At 71.1% G+C, this 13,749-nt stretch carries 15 protein-coding genes; 4 read left to right on the top strand and 11 right to left on the bottom strand.

The window, feature by feature from the left end:
- Window position 1: 1 nt before the first annotated feature.
- From IE308_RS19580 to clpS, 7 genes are all read right to left on the bottom strand, one after another.
- Entirely contained in the window at window positions 2-952 is a 951-nt protein-coding gene (locus IE308_RS19580; protein WP_190218934.1) for a PLP-dependent cysteine synthase family protein, read from the bottom strand.
- Window positions 953-958: 6 nt separating this feature from the next.
- The gene (locus tag IE308_RS19575; protein WP_110628457.1) at window positions 959-1,237 is read right to left on the bottom strand and encodes a MoaD/ThiS family protein; all 279 of its coding nucleotides are present in this window, start codon (window positions 1,235-1,237) and stop codon (window positions 959-961) included.
- Between the two features lie 112 nt (window positions 1,238-1,349).
- On the bottom strand, window positions 1,350-1,445 hold the full coding sequence (locus IE308_RS37475) for a putative leader peptide (RefSeq protein WP_343234080.1): 96 nt from the start codon (window positions 1,443-1,445) through the stop codon (window positions 1,350-1,352).
- A gap of 79 nt (window positions 1,446-1,524) precedes the next feature.
- Window positions 1,525-1,947 (bottom strand): M67 family metallopeptidase, encoded by a 423-nt coding sequence (locus IE308_RS19570; protein WP_110628458.1) that lies wholly within the window; start codon window positions 1,945-1,947, stop codon window positions 1,525-1,527.
- Window positions 1,948-2,093: 146 nt separating this feature from the next.
- Window positions 2,094-3,518 (bottom strand): amino acid permease, encoded by a 1,425-nt coding sequence (locus IE308_RS19565; RefSeq protein ID WP_190218933.1) that lies wholly within the window; start codon window positions 3,516-3,518, stop codon window positions 2,094-2,096.
- Between the two features lie 345 nt (window positions 3,519-3,863).
- Window positions 3,864-4,469 (bottom strand): DUF2017 domain-containing protein, encoded by a 606-nt coding sequence (locus tag IE308_RS19560; RefSeq protein WP_190218932.1) that lies wholly within the window; start codon window positions 4,467-4,469, stop codon window positions 3,864-3,866.
- 11 nt (window positions 4,470-4,480) lie between these two features.
- Window positions 4,481-4,798 (bottom strand): ATP-dependent Clp protease adapter ClpS, encoded by a 318-nt coding sequence (gene clpS / locus IE308_RS19555; protein WP_110628461.1) that lies wholly within the window; start codon window positions 4,796-4,798, stop codon window positions 4,481-4,483.
- 57 nt (window positions 4,799-4,855) lie between these two features.
- Between clpS and IE308_RS19550 the strand changes: the two genes are divergently transcribed.
- Both IE308_RS19550 and IE308_RS19545 read left to right on the top strand, forming a co-directional pair.
- Complete coding sequence (locus IE308_RS19550; RefSeq protein WP_190218931.1) at window positions 4,856-6,205, top strand: nicotinate phosphoribosyltransferase; 1,350 nt, start codon at window positions 4,856-4,858, stop codon at window positions 6,203-6,205.
- 186 nt (window positions 6,206-6,391) lie between these two features.
- Window positions 6,392-6,985 (top strand): nicotinamidase, encoded by a 594-nt coding sequence (locus tag IE308_RS19545; RefSeq protein ID WP_110628463.1) that lies wholly within the window; start codon window positions 6,392-6,394, stop codon window positions 6,983-6,985.
- Between the two features lie 19 nt (window positions 6,986-7,004).
- Here IE308_RS19545 and IE308_RS19540 read toward each other — a convergent pair whose 3' ends face one another.
- Window positions 7,005-7,346: a hypothetical protein gene (locus IE308_RS19540; RefSeq protein ID WP_110628464.1), complete on the bottom strand. Its 342-nt coding sequence runs from the start codon at window positions 7,344-7,346 to the stop codon at window positions 7,005-7,007.
- 121 nt (window positions 7,347-7,467) lie between these two features.
- Entirely contained in the window at window positions 7,468-9,819 is a 2,352-nt protein-coding gene (locus IE308_RS19535) for an immune inhibitor A domain-containing protein (protein ID WP_110628465.1), read from the bottom strand.
- 343 nt (window positions 9,820-10,162) lie between these two features.
- Between IE308_RS19535 and IE308_RS19530 the strand changes: the two genes are divergently transcribed.
- Window positions 10,163-10,411 (top strand): hypothetical protein, encoded by a 249-nt coding sequence (locus IE308_RS19530; protein ID WP_229908961.1) that lies wholly within the window; start codon window positions 10,163-10,165, stop codon window positions 10,409-10,411.
- Between the two features lie 57 nt (window positions 10,412-10,468).
- On the opposite strand, the gene IE308_RS19525 is transcribed toward IE308_RS19530, so the two are convergent.
- Together IE308_RS19525 and IE308_RS19520 are read right to left on the bottom strand one after the other, a co-directional pair.
- Window positions 10,469-11,200: an RDD family protein gene (locus IE308_RS19525; RefSeq protein WP_190218930.1), complete on the bottom strand. Its 732-nt coding sequence runs from the start codon at window positions 11,198-11,200 to the stop codon at window positions 10,469-10,471.
- A gap of 89 nt (window positions 11,201-11,289) precedes the next feature.
- Window positions 11,290-13,125, bottom strand: a complete 1,836-nt coding sequence (locus IE308_RS19520; protein ID WP_190218929.1) for an RDD family protein — start codon at window positions 13,123-13,125, stop codon at window positions 11,290-11,292.
- Between the two features lie 211 nt (window positions 13,126-13,336).
- Between IE308_RS19520 and IE308_RS19515 the strand changes: the two genes are divergently transcribed.
- Complete coding sequence (locus IE308_RS19515; RefSeq protein ID WP_110628468.1) at window positions 13,337-13,747, top strand: SsgA family sporulation/cell division regulator; 411 nt, start codon at window positions 13,337-13,339, stop codon at window positions 13,745-13,747.
- The last annotated feature ends 2 nt before the right edge of the window (window positions 13,748-13,749 follow it).

Genomic DNA, 13,749 nt, shown 5'->3' with positions numbered 1-13,749 from the left:
CTCAGGCCCAGAGCTGGCCTTGCAGCGTCTCGATCGCTTCCTCGGTCGTCGCGGCCGTGTAGACGCCGGTCGAGAGGTACTTCCAGCCGCCGTCGGCGACGACGAAGACGATGTCGGCGCTCTCCCCCGCCTTGAGCGCCTTCTTGCCGACGCCGATCGCGGCGTGCAGCGCGGCGCCCGTGGAGACGCCGGCGAAGATGCCCTCCTGCTGGAGCAGTTCCCGGGTGCGGGTCACGGCGTCCGCGGAGCCGACGGAGAAGCGCGTCGTCAGCACGGAGGCGTCGTACAGCTCGGGTACGAAGCCCTCGTCGAGGTTGCGCAGGCCGTACACCAGGTCGTCGTAGCGCGGCTCGGCGGCGACGATCCTGACGTCGGGCTTGTGCTCGCGCAGGTAGCGGCCGACGCCCATGAGGGTGCCGGTGGTGCCGAGGCCCGCGACGAAGTGGGTGACGGAGGGGAGGTCCGCGAGGATCTCGGGGCCCGTCGTCGCGTAGTGGGCGCCGGCGTTGTCCGGGTTGCCGTACTGGTAGAGCATCACCCAGTCGGGGTGCTCGGCGGCCAGCTCCTTGGCGACGCGTACGGCGGTGTTGGAGCCGCCCGCGGCCGGGGAGGAGATGATCTCGGCGCCCCACATGCCGAGCAGGTCACGGCGTTCCTGCGAGGTGTTCTCGGGCATCACGCACACCATGCGGTAGCCCTTGAGCTTGGCGGCCATGGCGAGCGAGATGCCGGTGTTGCCGCTGGTGGGCTCCAGGATCGTGCAGCCGGGTGTGAGGCGGCCGTCCTTCTCCGCCTGCTCGATCATGTGCAGGGCGGGGCGGTCCTTGACGGAGCCGGTGGGGTTGCGGTCCTCCAGCTTGGCCCAGATGCGCACGTCGTCGGACGGCGACAGCCGCGGCAGGCGCACCAGGGGGGTGTTGCCGACCGCGGCCAGGGGGGAGTCGTACCGCATCGCCGATCAGGCCATACCGCCGGCCACGGCCGGCAGGATCGTGACGTTGTCGCCGTCGGACAGCTTGGTCTCGATGCCGTCGAGGAAGCGGACGTCCTCGTCGTTCAGGTAGACGTTGACGAAGCGGCGCAGCTGGTCGCCGTCCACGATGCGGGCCTGGATGCCCGCGTGCCGGCTCTCGAGGTCGGCGAACAGCTCGGCGAGGGTGTCGCCGCTGCCCTCCACCGCCTTCTGACCGTCGGTGTACTGGCGGAGGATGGTCGGGATGCGGACCTCGATGGCCATGGCTGTGGGCTCCTGTCGGGAGTGGATGACGTCGGTGGGCGCGCGGCGGCGCGGGTGAAGCGGGTGGTGCGGTGAGCGCCGCGGCTCCACGGCCGTACGGCGGCAGGCAGCGTCAACAGATGGAGCTGGCGAGCCTGCACAGGTCGACGTGCAGCCGCGCCACGAGCAGCATGCCCGGCGTCTTGTCGCTCACGTCGTTCAGAACCATGGGCTCATCGTATCGATTCCCGTCCCGGGACCCGGAGTGTGATCTCGCATGCTGGATGTTTTCCGACCGGATACCGGAATCAGTACGCTTCCACGACCCTGACCTCCTCTTCCGTCACCTCGCCCTCCACGATCCGGAACGAGCGGAACTGGAACTCTCCGAGGCCGTCGGTGTCGGCGGTGGAGACGAGGACGTAGTGGGCGCCGGGCTCGTTGGCGTAGGAGATGTCGGTGCGCGAGGGGTAGGCCTCGGTGGCGGTGTGGGAGTGGTAGATGACCACCGGCTCCTCGTCGCGGTCGTCCATCTCGCGGTAGAGCTTGAGCAGGTCGCCCGAGTCGAACTCGTAGAAGGTGGGCGACATCGCCGCGTTGAGCATGGGGATGAAGCGCTCGGGGCGGTCCGAGCCCGCCGGGCCCGCGACGACGCCGCACGCCTCGTCGGGGTGGTCCTTGCGCGCGTGGGCGACGATCTGGTCGACGAGGGCCTGGGTGATGGTCAGCATGTCCGTCAGGATAAGCAGAAGGGCCGTTCCGTACCGAGGAGTGGTACGGAACGGCCCGGATGCCGGACGCCCTGAGCGGCGGCCGGAGGGGGCGCCACGAGTGCCCCGTCTGGCCGGACGTCCTCTGGAGTGGTCGAAGCGGCTGGTCAGCCGACCTTTTCGAGCTCCGGCTCGCGGCGCTGGGTGATCTCCGGGTTGCGGGACTTCAGCACCATCCAGCCGATGCCGAGGGCGACGGCCCAGCCCGCCATGACGTACAGGCAGACCCGGGAGTCGGCATCCTTGGCGATGAGGCCGGTGACGAACAGCAGGAACACGATGGCGATCCAGGAGCAGACCGAGCCGCCGGGCGCCGGGAAGGAGGAGGCGGGCAGCCGGCCCGCGTCGACCGCGCGGCGGTACAGGACGTGGCTGACGAGGATCATCAGCCAGGTCCAGATGCCGGCCGCGGTGGCGACGGAGGTGACGTAGCCGAAGGCCTTCTCCGGGACGATGTAGTTCAGGACGACGCCGATGCCCATGAAGAGCACCGAGACGGTGATGCCGAGCGCGGGCGTCTTCGTCGAGGACAGCTTCTCGAAGACCTTGGGCGCCTCGCCGCTGGAGGCGAGGTTGCGCAGCATGCGGCCGGTGGAGTACATGCCCGAGTTGCAGGACGACAGGGCCGCGGTGAGCACGACGAAGTTGACGATGCCGGCGCCCGCCGGGATGCCGATCTTCGCGAAGGCGGCGACGAACGGGCTGACGCCCGGCGCGAACTCGGTCCACTTCACCACGCACAGGATGACGGTGAGGGCGCCGACGTAGAACAGCGCGATCCGCCAGGGCAGGGTGTTGATCGCCTTGGGCAGGGTCTTCTCGGGGTTCTCCGACTCACCGGCGGTGACGCCGACCAGCTCGACCGCGAGGTAGGCGAACATGACGCCCTGCAGGGTCATCAGGGACGAGCCGATGCCCTTGGGGAAGAAGCCGTCGAAGGCCCACAGGTTGGAGACCGCGGCGGTGTCGCCGGCGGAGGAGAAGCCGAAGGTGAGCACGCCCAGGCCGATGACGATCATGCCTATGAGGGCGGTGACCTTGACCATCGAGAACCAGAACTCCAGCTCGCCGAAGAGCTTCACGGAGATCAGGTTGACCCCGAAGAGGATCACCAGGAAGACCAGGGCCGTGACCCACTGCGGGACGTCCGGGAACCAGTAGTTGACATAGATCGCGGCGGCCGTCAGCTCGGCCATGCCGGTGACGACCCACATCAGCCAGTACGTCCAGCCGGTGAAGTAGCCGAAGAACGGGCCGAGGAACTCGCGCGAGTACTCGGCGAAGGAGCCGGAGACCGGGCGGTACAGCAGGAGCTCGCCGAGCGCCCGCATGATGAAGAAGATGATCACGCCCGCCAGGGCGTACATCAGGATCAGACTGGGTCCGGCCTTGGCGATGTTCGCCCCGGCACCCAGGAACAGGCCGACGCCGATGGCGCCGCCGATCGCGATCATCTGGACCTGACGGCTGCCGAGCCCGCGCTCGTAGCCCTCCTCGGGGGTGACCCCCTGCTCGACCTGCTTCGAGGTCATGGTGTGGTGCGCCTTTCTCCATGCCGACCCAGGCCTCTCGTCGGCCTCGGATCGGGTTTCGATCCCCCCGGATTGATGGAGCTGAGCGAGCTGTGCGGGCCCGCTCATTGCCTGGCCGGCGGTTGCCGGCTCGGTGGCGCACCCGACCGAACATACGGGTGGTGTTCGTCGGGCGGTCGTGAAGATTTATCACGGCCGCAACAGTGATCGGGGGTGCCGCGTGTGACGCACCCCACGGGGAAAACCGGACAAAAGGGCACCCTGGCGGGCGTACCCGGCCGTCGCGGTGACGGGATCGTTATCCGGATTTGAGCGTCCTCTGAGCGAACGCCCGGTGCGGACAGATCAGGGCATCAGGGTGGAAACCAGCGTCTCCTGGAGGCCGCCCAGCCACAGGTACGCCATCACCATCGGCTTGCGCGGGTCCTCGTCGGGCAGCCGGTACAGCAGGTCGGTGTCGTCCTCGTCGGTGATGTCCAGCCGGGAGCCGATCGCGAGGCGCAGGTCGTTGAGCGCACCCAGCCACTGCTGGGACTCCTGCGAGGACAGCTTGAGGACCGCTCCCTCCTCGCCGACGGGGGTGAGCGCGTCCAGCGAGCGGATCACCGCGAGGGCGCTGTCGCGTTTGCGGGCGCGCAGGTCGTTCTCGGTGTAGCGGCGGAACTCGGCCGAGCGGGCCGTGCGCTCCGCGGCCTCCTGGGCCGTGGCGGGCTGCTGCTCCGGGTCGGAGTAGGCGTCCGGGAACAGGCGCCTGAGGACCGGGTCGGAGGGCGGCTCGCTGGGCCCCTCGGCGAACAGCTCGGCGAGCGGGTCGTCCGGGGCGTCCTCGGCGGGGCCGGGGCCGATCAGTTCCAGCAGCTGCACGGCGAGCGAGCGGATGATGGAGATCTCGACGTCGTCGAGGGCGACGGCGGCACCGCCGCCGCGGAGCGGTTCGAAGTGTCCTGGCATGAAGGCGATCGCTACTTCCGGTCCTGCTGGAGGGTGGCCCACAGACCGTAGCCGTGCATGGCCTGCACGTCGCGCTCCATCTCCTCGCGCGTGCCGCTGGAGACGACCGCCCGGCCCTTGTGGTGGACGTCGAGCATGAGCTTGGTGGCCTTGTCCTTGGAGTAGCCGAAGTACGTCTGGAAGACGTACGTCACGTAGCTCATGAGGTTCACGGGATCGTTGTGGACGATCGTCACCCAGGGCACGTCGGGCTCGGGTACGGCGGAAACCTCCTCCGCCGACTCGGTCTTCTCGATCTCGATGGGTGCGGCTGCCGTCACAGTGACCATGCTGCCACGGGCCCCAGAAATCGTCACACTGACGAAATAGGGGTACCATCTCTTGCCATGAACACTGCGGACCTTGGGCTGCCGGTGGACGTCCCCTCGACGGCGCTCTTCACGGACCACTACGAGCTGACGATGCTCCAGGCCGCCCTCAAGGCGGGTACGGCCGAACGGCGCAGCGTCTTCGAGGTCTTCACCCGGCGGCTGCCGAACGGCCGGCGCTACGGCGTCGTCGCGGGCACCGGGCGCGTCCTGGACGCCGTGGAGAACTTCCGCTTCGACGCGGGCGTGCTCGGCTTCCTGCGCGAGCGGCGGATCGTCGACGACGCCACCCTGGACTGGCTGGCCGGATACCGCTTCTCGGGTGACATCTGGGGCTATCCGGAGGGCGAGGTGTACTTCCCGGGCTCGCCGATCCTCAGGGTGGAGGGCTCCTTCGCCGAGTGCGTGCTGCTGGAGACCGTGATCCTGTCGATCCTCAACCACGACTCGGCGATCGCGGCCGCCGCGTCCCGGATGGCCTCGGCGGCCGGTGACCGGCCGCTGATCGAGATGGGCGCCCGGCGCACTCACGAGCTGTCCGCGGTGGCCGCGTCGCGCGCCGCCTACGTCGGCGGCTTCGCCTCCACCTCCGACCTGGCGGCCGGCTTCCGCTACAACATCCCGACCGTGGGCACCTCCGCGCACGCCTTCACCCTGCTGCACGACTGCGAACGCGACGCCTTCCGCGCCCAGGTGGAGTCCATGGGCCGCGGCACGACCCTGCTGGTGGACACCTACGACGTCGCCGAGGCCGTCCGTACGGCGGTGGAGGTGGCCGGGCCCGAGCTGGGCGCCGTGCGCATCGACTCCGGCGACCTGCTGCTGGTCGCGCACCGGGTGCGGCAGCAGCTGGACGAGCTGGGCGCGCGCGACACGAGGATCATCGTGACGTCGGACCTCGACGAGTACGCCATCGCCTCGCTGGCGGCGGCGCCGGTGGACGCGTACGGCGTCGGCACCCAGCTGGTGACCGGGTCCGGGCACCCCACCGCGTCGATGGTCTACAAGCTGGTCGCCCGTGCCGAGAGCGCCGATCCGAAGGCGCCGCTGAAGGCGGTGGCGAAGAAGTCCTCCGGCGGGAAGACCTCGGTCGGCGGGCGCAAGTGGGCCGCGCGGCGGCTGGACGAGGACGGCGTGGCCGAGGCCGAGGTCGTCGGCACCGGGCCGGTCCCGGGCGAGCTGGCCGACCGGCAGCTGCTGGTGGAGCTGGTCAAAGGCGGCGAGATCGTCGGGCGTGAGCCGCTGGACGCCGCCCGCGAGCGCCACGCGGCGGCCCGCGCCGGCCTGCCGCTGTCCGCGATCCAGCTCTCGCGCGGGGAACCCGTCCTGCCGACGGAATACGTCCACGGGCGCTCGGGTAGCCAGTGAGCGGCCGAACAGAGCCATCGGGGGCGGACACGGGCCCGTCAGAGGGGCCCGTGGGCGGGTGCGCCCCCGTTCACGCCCCCTGATGCCCCCTCCCGTACCGCCCCGGGATTCCCTAGGCTCGGAAGTTCATACCGGCCGGGCCCGCTGACCCTTCCTGCCGACCGCGATTGCCGAAGGACACCCACCATGCGCCGCGCCTTGATCGTCGTAGACGTGCAGAACGACTTCTGCGAGGGAGGCAGCCTCGCGGTCGCCGGGGGTGCCGATGTCGCCGCCGCCATCACCGAGCTGATCGGGCAGGCCACCCCCGCCTACCGGCATGTGGTGGCCACCCGTGACCACCACATCGCGCCCGGCGGCCACTTCGCCGACAACCCGGACTATGTGCGCAGCTGGCCCGCGCACTGCGTCGCGGGCACCGAGGGCGTGGGCTTCCACCCGAACTTCGCGCCCGTCGTCGCCTCCGGCGCGATCGACGCCGTCTTCGACAAGGGCGCGTACGCGGCCGCCTACAGCGGCTTCGAGGGCGCCGACGAGAACGGCACCGGCCTCGCCGACTGGCTCCGGGAGCGCGAGGTCGACGAGGTGGACGTGGTGGGCATCGCCACCGACCACTGTGTGCGCGCCACCGCGCTGGACGCGGCGAAGGAGGGCTTCCGCGCCCACGTCCTGCTCGACCTGACCGCCGGGGTGGCCCAAGAGACCACCGAGAAGGCGATCGAGGAGATGCGGGAGGCGGGCGTGGAGCTGACCGGCAAGCCCGTCGTCCTGAGAGGCTAGGCGCCCGGCACCGGGACGGTCACGCCGGGGCCGCGGGGCGTCTGAGCAGGGCCCGGATCGGGTGCCACAGCTCCGTCATCAGTTCCGGGCCGCCGACCGCGCTGCCGGGCGCGGTCCGCCATATCAGGCCGTCCGGGTGGTGCAGTACGGCGGTGATCTCGTCCGGCGTCGGCGGGGCCGCGTTGCCACGCAGATAGACCGAGCGCAGCCCCAGGTTGCGCAGCCTGGTCAGGGCGCGCGCCCGGTTCTGGGCGTGGACGAGGACCCGCACTCCGGCGGGGCCGTCGGCGGCGGGGCTGGGCAGGTTCAGCGCCACCACCACGCTGCCGTTCGGCAGCTTGCAGAAACCTCCTGCGGCCATGCAGTCACACCCCCGTGCGTCCCGGTGTCAATAAGAAATCCACAGCACGCACCTAAACACGATCGGCGGCAACCCGCCAAGGGGTTGCCGCCGATACGCGTCTGACCTGCGGAAACAGTGACTACTTCACCGCGGGGCCGACCTGGAGGTTGATCGTCGAGCCGTCCTTGGCCTCCTTGACGATCCGGATCCGGGTGTTGGTGTCAGTGACCTTGACACCGGAGGCCGGGTTCGAGGCGTCGTAGTAGGTGCTGGCGTGGTCGTCGAAGACCGACACGCCGGCCGACGGCCAGATCCTGGTCGCGACGTCGGCCTTGTGCAGCGTCATGCCGTCCGTCGGGTACAGGCTGAAGGGCGCGTCGTAGGACTGGATGCGGCCGCGCATCAGCGTGCCGTCCTTCCAGCGCAGCGCCTCCGGGTGGGAGTCGATCGGCAGGATCAGGCCGGCGCCGGGGTGGGTGCCGGTGTTGTTGTCCGCCTGCGAGGTGTCCCACTTCCAGATCAGCAGGCCGTTCTGGTACGCGTAGTGCTCGACCCAGTCCGGACGGGTCGTGGAGAAGCCGAAGTTGTACGGGCCGGTCTTCAGCGTCTTGTCGTACGACACGTACTGGCGGTTCTCGGCGATGTAGTACTGCGCGTAGTCCTTGGTGAAGGACGCGCCGATGCGGTCGAAGCCGACCTTGGTCCAGGCGGGGTCGAGCGTCTCGGCGTTGTCGGAGAACAGGGCGGCGCCGTCGGCGGTCACCGTGATCTCGTCGGCCGCGAAGCCCTTGAGGGCCACGCCGCCGTCCGTCTGGTAGCGGAAGCGCAGGTCGATCTTCTTGCCCGCGTAGGCGTCCAGCGAGTACGACAGCTTCTTGTACGTCTCGGAGCTGCCGGTCAGGGCCGGCTTGTCGCTGCCGTCACGCGGGATCGGCTGACCGTCCACCGTGCCGTCCAGGGCGGTCCAGTTGGCGCCGCCGTCGGTGGACACCTCGGTGTAGAGGTAGTCGTAGTTGGCCTCGATGTCGTACCAGCCGTCGAGGGTGAGGGCGGCCGACGTCTTGCCGGTGAGGTCCACGCTGCGGGTCAGCGTGTTCTTCAGGTCGTCGCCGCTGCCGCTCCACCACTGGGTGGCGCCCTCGGCCGGCTTGACGACCTCGGTGGTGACCGCCTTGTCGGGCAGGTTCACCACGAGGGCCTGCTTGTCCCAGGTGTTGTACTCGGCGACGCCCAGCTTGTGCGTGGACTGCTTGCCGGCCTTGGCGGTGTCGTAGTTGAGCCAGCCGAGCTGCAGCTTGTCCCAGGCGTTCATGTCGCCCGGCAGGTCGCCGATGGCGTCCTTGCCGCGGCCGAGCCAGGAACCGGACGACATCAGCGTCCAGAAGCCGGTGGAGTTCTCGCCGCCCGCGGTGTCGTACTCGTCGGGCAGGCCGAGGTCGTGGCCGTACTCGTGCGCGTAGACGCCGAGGCCGCCGTTCTCCGGCTGGATGGTGTAGTCGCCGACCCAGATGCCGGTGTCGCCGATCTGCGCGCCGCCCAGCCTGTTGTTGGCGGGGCCGGTGGCGCCGGCGTCGGTGCCGAAGGCGTACCAGCGGTGGGCCCAGATCGCGTCCGTGCCCTGGGCGCCGCCGCCCGCGGACTCGTCCTCACCGGCGTGCACGATCTGGAAGTGGTCGATGTAGCCGTCGGGCTCGTTGAAGTTGCCGTCGGCGTCGTAGTCGTAGCGGTCCCACTGGTCGAACTGCGCGACGTCCGCCTTGATCTGGGCGTCGGTGCGGCCGGCCGCCTTCTGCTGCGCGACCCAGGCGCTCAGGCCGTCGCTGACGACGTTCCACACGCTCGGGCAGTTGGTGGAGCCGCAGGCGTTGTTGCCGTAGCGGGCCTCGTTGTAGGGCACCTTGACCCAGTCGGAGACCTCGCCGTCGACCGAGTAGCGGCCCGAGGACTGCTTCTCGTAGTACTTCTTGACCGACTCGGTGTTCTTGCCGGTGCCGAAGTAGAGGTCCTGGAAGTGCTGGCGGTCGTAGTCCGCCTGCCAGGCCGTGGAGTTGTCCTTGGTGCGGTCGGGCGCCGCGATGGTGTTGTGCAGCGGGCCGGGCGTGCCGCCGAACTTGGGGTCGGTCTTGTCGCCGAACTCCACCAGGATGGTGAAGATCTTGTCGGTCTTCTCGCGGCCCAGCTCGACGAACTTGCTGTCGCCCTTCTTGCTCTTCAGCTGGACGACCTTGGAGCCGTTCTTCTCCTTCACCTGGGCCTGGCCGGATATGACCTGGTCCAGGGCCTCCTGGCGCTGGGCTTCCTGGGTCTTGCTCAGCGGACCGTCGAGGTCGTGCTTGTGCTGCTTCTCCGGGGCCGGGTCGTGCCGGTCCACGGTGGTGGCTCCGGCGTTCGGAGCGGCCTCGGCCACGGCGAAGGTGGTGAAGCCGGCGGAGGCCGCCGCGAGCGCGACGCTGATCGCCGCCGCTCTGAACGTCCAGGATCTACTGGTCACTTGAGTTCCTCCCCCGCGTGTGCGCGCACGGCAGATAGGGGCCCTGGTCTGGCGGGATCCGCGCGCGCATGATCAACGCGTGTAGTCAAGTGACGACATTTGACTAGAGGTTTAGAAGAAAAGACAGACCTTGACTTGGACAAGTCAAGTGCACTATGCGGAAGAGGCGTTCGCTTTGCGGACGGTCTCCCCGCGGCCGGACGACCGGACCGAGCGCGGCGCATGACTCCGTGCGCCCCCTGTGCACCGGCACTGTTGGTTAGGTCACGCTTACTGTTCGTTCCGCTCGGGCATGCAGGCGAATAGAGTCGAGACAACCCCCGCTTCCGAGGACACGATTGCCATGCCTGGTCCGCTGCCTCGCCCGACCGTCGCACAGCTCGTCTACGGTGCCTGCACCGTCGTCTTCTCGACGCTCGCCATGCTGCTGCTGTCCCAGACGGGTTCGGGCCCGGCGATCGCGGTCGTCGCCGTGGCGGCACTCGCGCTCGGCGTGCTCGTCGCGATGACGGTCCCGGTGCCCAAGGCGTCGGCCCCAGCCGCGCGGCCGGCCTCCGCCGAGCGCAGCGAACGCGAACCGGTGGCCCCCTAACCCGACATCGGGCGACAGGGCCCGCGCCGCGGCCGGTGCGGGCCCTTCGCCGTGCGCTCAACCGGTGCTGACCACGACCGTCTTGGCCGCCTTGTCGTGCAGGCCCTGTTTGTACGGCTTGTCGAAGAAGCTCCAGCCGCCCGAGATCGCCGTCCACACACAGGCACAGCAGAACGCGAACGGGATCCACAGCACCAACGCCCGCAGCAGCGCGTTCTGCACGGACGGGTTGGCCCCGTTGTCCAGATTGGCCACGCGCATGCCGAGCAGCTTCTTGCCGACGGTCTGGCCGGTGCGGGCGATCAGGAAGGTGTCGTACGCGACGTAGAGCACGGCCGCGATGGCGGACTGGCCGAGGGACTTGCCGACCTCGATCCGGTCGCCGTCCACGGTGTACTCGTCCACGTTGAAGCCGAGGGTGAGCAGCCAGACGACGACACCGACGAGGATCATGTCGATGATGCGCGCGAGCGTGCGCTTGCCGCTGTCGGCGAGCGGGGGCATGCCGGCGAGGGGGTCGGCGGGGCCGCCGGGGCCGCCGTAGGGGCCACCGGGACCGCCGTAGGGGTCACCCCCGTACGGGCCACCGCCCCCGTACGGGCCACCGCCGCCGTAGGGGCCGCCGCCCGGGGGGCCGCCGGTGCCGTGGGGTGGCGGGGGCTGGCCGCCGTGCGGGGTGTCGTACGGCGAGCCCGGTCCCGGCCCCTGCCCGGGGCCGGGCGGGGGCTGCTTCCTGAACGGGTCGTCCTCCGGTGGCTGCCCGGAGCCGGGGGGCGGTTCGGTGCTCATGGGCCGAGTGCACCGCGTTCCCTCCGGCTCCGCATCCGGCGAGCGGCCGGTCGGAGTACCGGATCAGCCGGGCCGGACGCCGTACCCGGTCATCCCGCGACGAACGTATGCGCGGCCTTGTCGTGCCAGCACTGCCGCCAGGGACGGTCGAACAGGCCCCATACGACGCCCACGACACCGATGCCGAGCAGCCCCGGGATGCTGTAGACCAGCCAGCGGCGCAGGGCCGCGCCGAAGGACGGGGGCTCGTGCGCCTCGATGTCCCGCACCTCCAGGCGGAACAGCTTCTTGCCGAGGGTGCGGCCCCACTTGGCGGTGGGCAGCGCCTCGCAGAGGACACCGGCGAGGAGCAGGACGGCGAGGATGACACCGAGGTAGACCGAGGTGGTGCCGTCGACGATCCAGACGGTGACGGTCCGTCCGGTGAGCTTGGCCGCGTCGATCTTCTCGCTGACGTGGTCGACGGTCTTCAGGCCGAGCGGCACGGCGGCGGCGGAGGTGACGGCGGCGACGACCAGCGTGTCGACGAGCCGCGCGGCCAGCCGCCTGCCGAGCCCCGCGGGGCGCGCGGAAGCCTGCCGGCGGGCCGCCGCCTGGAAGATGTCCTCCACCGGCGGCTTCCACGGCGCGACCGGCTGCTCCGCCTCGCCCGCGCCCGCCAGCTGGTGCACCTGCTGCGCCCAGGAGGCCTGACCGCCGCCGGGGCCGCTGGTCACGGGGGTGGAGAGGGGGTTGGCGGAGGCGGCGGCCGGGGCGGCCTGATGGGGGAAGCCGGGGGTGGCGGGGGCGGCGGGGCCGACCGGGCCTGGGGCGGCGGGGTTCGGCTGCGAGGCCGTCGGCCCGGGGGTGGCGGCGGGGGTGCCGGGGGTGGCTGCCGCCGGGCCCTGTGCGGCGGCCGCGCGGTCGGCGGCGGCCTTCCCGGCGGCGAAACCGGGACCCGGCGCCGCGGCGGCCGCCGGGCCGGCGGCACCGGCGTGCACCGGGCCCTGCGCGGCGAAGTCGGAGCCGGCCTCCGGCCAGTCGGGGGCCGCGCCCGGGGTGCCCTGGCCGGCCTGGCCGCGTCCGTCGCCCTGCCCCTGCGAGGGCACCGGGCGGAACAGCATCGTGCCCGCGTCCTGATCACCCTGGGGAGCGTCGGCGGCGGTGGGCCGGCGGAAGACGACGGTGCCCGGCGACGACTCCGCGTCCCCGGCCTCCGCGCGCCCGGCGCCACCGCCGGAGGCCTGCGCCGGGCCGAAGGACTGGCCGGGTACGGGTCCCTGGGCGGCCCCGGGCCCCTGTGCGGGCACGGGCGACCGGCCCGCACCGGACGCCCGCGCCGGACCGAACGACTGCCCGGCGCCGGGTCCTTGCCCGGGCACGCTCGCCGGAGCCGCACCGGACGCCTGTCCGGGTACGGGCGACTGGGCCGGGCCGGGGGCCTGGCCGGGTACGGGCGAGTGGGCCGGGCCGGCGGCCTGGCCGGGTACGGGCGACTGGGCCGGACCGGCGGCCTGGCCGGGTGCGGCGGGCTGGGCGGGGCCGGAGCCCGGTGCGGGGGTCCGGGCCGGGTCTGTCGGCACCCTCGGGTCCGCGGCCGCCCCGGGGGTCCCCCACGACACGCGACGGTCCTGGTCGGTGCCGAAGCCGGACTGGCGGGCGCGGTCGGCGGTCCATGCGGAGGCCGGTTCCTGGGGGTCGGCGGCCGGGCCGGGCTGCGGGTCCTCGTCGAAGAAGTGGGGGCCGGTCTCCTCCACGGAGGCGGGCTGCGCCGGGCGCACGCCGGGCGGCGGTGCGAGCGGCTCGCCGTCGGTCGGCGCCGGGCGGCTGGTGCCCGGCACCCAGGCGGAACCGTTCCAGTACCGGACGTATCCAGGGATGGACGGGTCCGGGTAATACCCTTCGCGGGGCCGGTCGTCGCCGGGGGCCGGGGTTGGGGCGCTCATGTCCGTCGTCCCGTATCTGTCTCGGGGGTCACTTGGGGGCCTCCACATCTATCAGACGAGCGCAACCGCCACCGCCTCTCCCGCAGGACCCACCCCTTTCCGGGCACGAGGGAAAAAGAATTTCCCCGAACCCGCGTAATGCTTCCGGCCCGGCCCCCTCTCTCCTCGTACGGGCCCGTCCGAGGGCCCCTCACGAGAGGACGACACCGTCATGCACACCGTGGTCGAGCGCGAACTGGAACTGAGGCTCATCCTTTCGCCGGAGCGCGGCATCCCCGTCCCGGCCAGGCTCACCTACCGCACCGACGACCCCTACGCCGTGCACATCACCTTCCACATCAACTCGGAGTACCCGGTCAACTGGACGTTCGCCCGGGAGCTGCTGGTGGAGGGCGTGTTCCGGCCGTGCGGGCACGGGGACGTGCGGGTGTGGCCGACGAAGGTGGACGGTCGCAGCGTGGTGCTGATGGCGCTGAGCTCGCCCGACGGAGACGCCCTGCTGGAGGCGCCGGCGGCCCAGGTGTCGGCCTGGCTGGAGCGGACGCTGCGGGTGGTGCCGCCGGGGACCGAGGGCGAGCAGCTGGGCATCGACGACGCCCTCGACCAACTGCTCGCCCAGTGAGA

It is taken from the genome of Streptomyces griseosporeus, assembly GCF_014656055.1.
GTDB classification, from domain to species: domain Bacteria; phylum Actinomycetota; class Actinomycetes; order Streptomycetales; family Streptomycetaceae; genus Streptomyces; species Streptomyces griseosporeus.
Note: the sequence above shows the minus strand (reverse complement) of the source record. Positions and strands in the feature narration are given on the sequence as shown.

Bases quoted from the DNA above. Each gene is read 5' to 3' on its own strand.
- IE308_RS19580 (WP_190218934.1), bottom strand. From the start codon at position 952: ATGCGGTACGACTCCCCCCTGGCCGCGGTCGGCAACACCCCCCTGGTG.
- IE308_RS19575 (WP_110628457.1), bottom strand. From the start codon at position 1,237: ATGGCCATCGAGGTCCGCATCCCGACCATCCTCCGCCAGTACACCGAC.
- IE308_RS37475 (WP_343234080.1), bottom strand. From the start codon at position 1,445: ATGGTTCTGAACGACGTGAGCGACAAGACGCCGGGCATGCTGCTCGTG.
- IE308_RS19570 (WP_110628458.1), bottom strand. From the start codon at position 1,947: ATGCTGACCATCACCCAGGCCCTCGTCGACCAGATCGTCGCCCACGCG.
- IE308_RS19565 (WP_190218933.1), bottom strand. From the start codon at position 3,518: ATGACCTCGAAGCAGGTCGAGCAGGGGGTCACCCCCGAGGAGGGCTAC.
- IE308_RS19560 (WP_190218932.1), bottom strand. From the start codon at position 4,469: ATGCCAGGACACTTCGAACCGCTCCGCGGCGGCGGTGCCGCCGTCGCC.
- clpS (WP_110628461.1), bottom strand. From the start codon at position 4,798: ATGGTCACTGTGACGGCAGCCGCACCCATCGAGATCGAGAAGACCGAG.
- IE308_RS19550 (WP_190218931.1), top strand. From the start codon at position 4,856: ATGAACACTGCGGACCTTGGGCTGCCGGTGGACGTCCCCTCGACGGCG.
- IE308_RS19545 (WP_110628463.1), top strand. From the start codon at position 6,392: ATGCGCCGCGCCTTGATCGTCGTAGACGTGCAGAACGACTTCTGCGAG.
- IE308_RS19540 (WP_110628464.1), bottom strand. From the start codon at position 7,346: ATGGCCGCAGGAGGTTTCTGCAAGCTGCCGAACGGCAGCGTGGTGGTG.
- IE308_RS19530 (WP_229908961.1), top strand. From the start codon at position 10,163: ATGCCTGGTCCGCTGCCTCGCCCGACCGTCGCACAGCTCGTCTACGGT.
- IE308_RS19525 (WP_190218930.1), bottom strand. From the start codon at position 11,200: ATGAGCACCGAACCGCCCCCCGGCTCCGGGCAGCCACCGGAGGACGAC.
- IE308_RS19520 (WP_190218929.1), bottom strand. From the start codon at position 13,125: ATGAGCGCCCCAACCCCGGCCCCCGGCGACGACCGGCCCCGCGAAGGG.
- IE308_RS19515 (WP_110628468.1), top strand. From the start codon at position 13,337: ATGCACACCGTGGTCGAGCGCGAACTGGAACTGAGGCTCATCCTTTCG.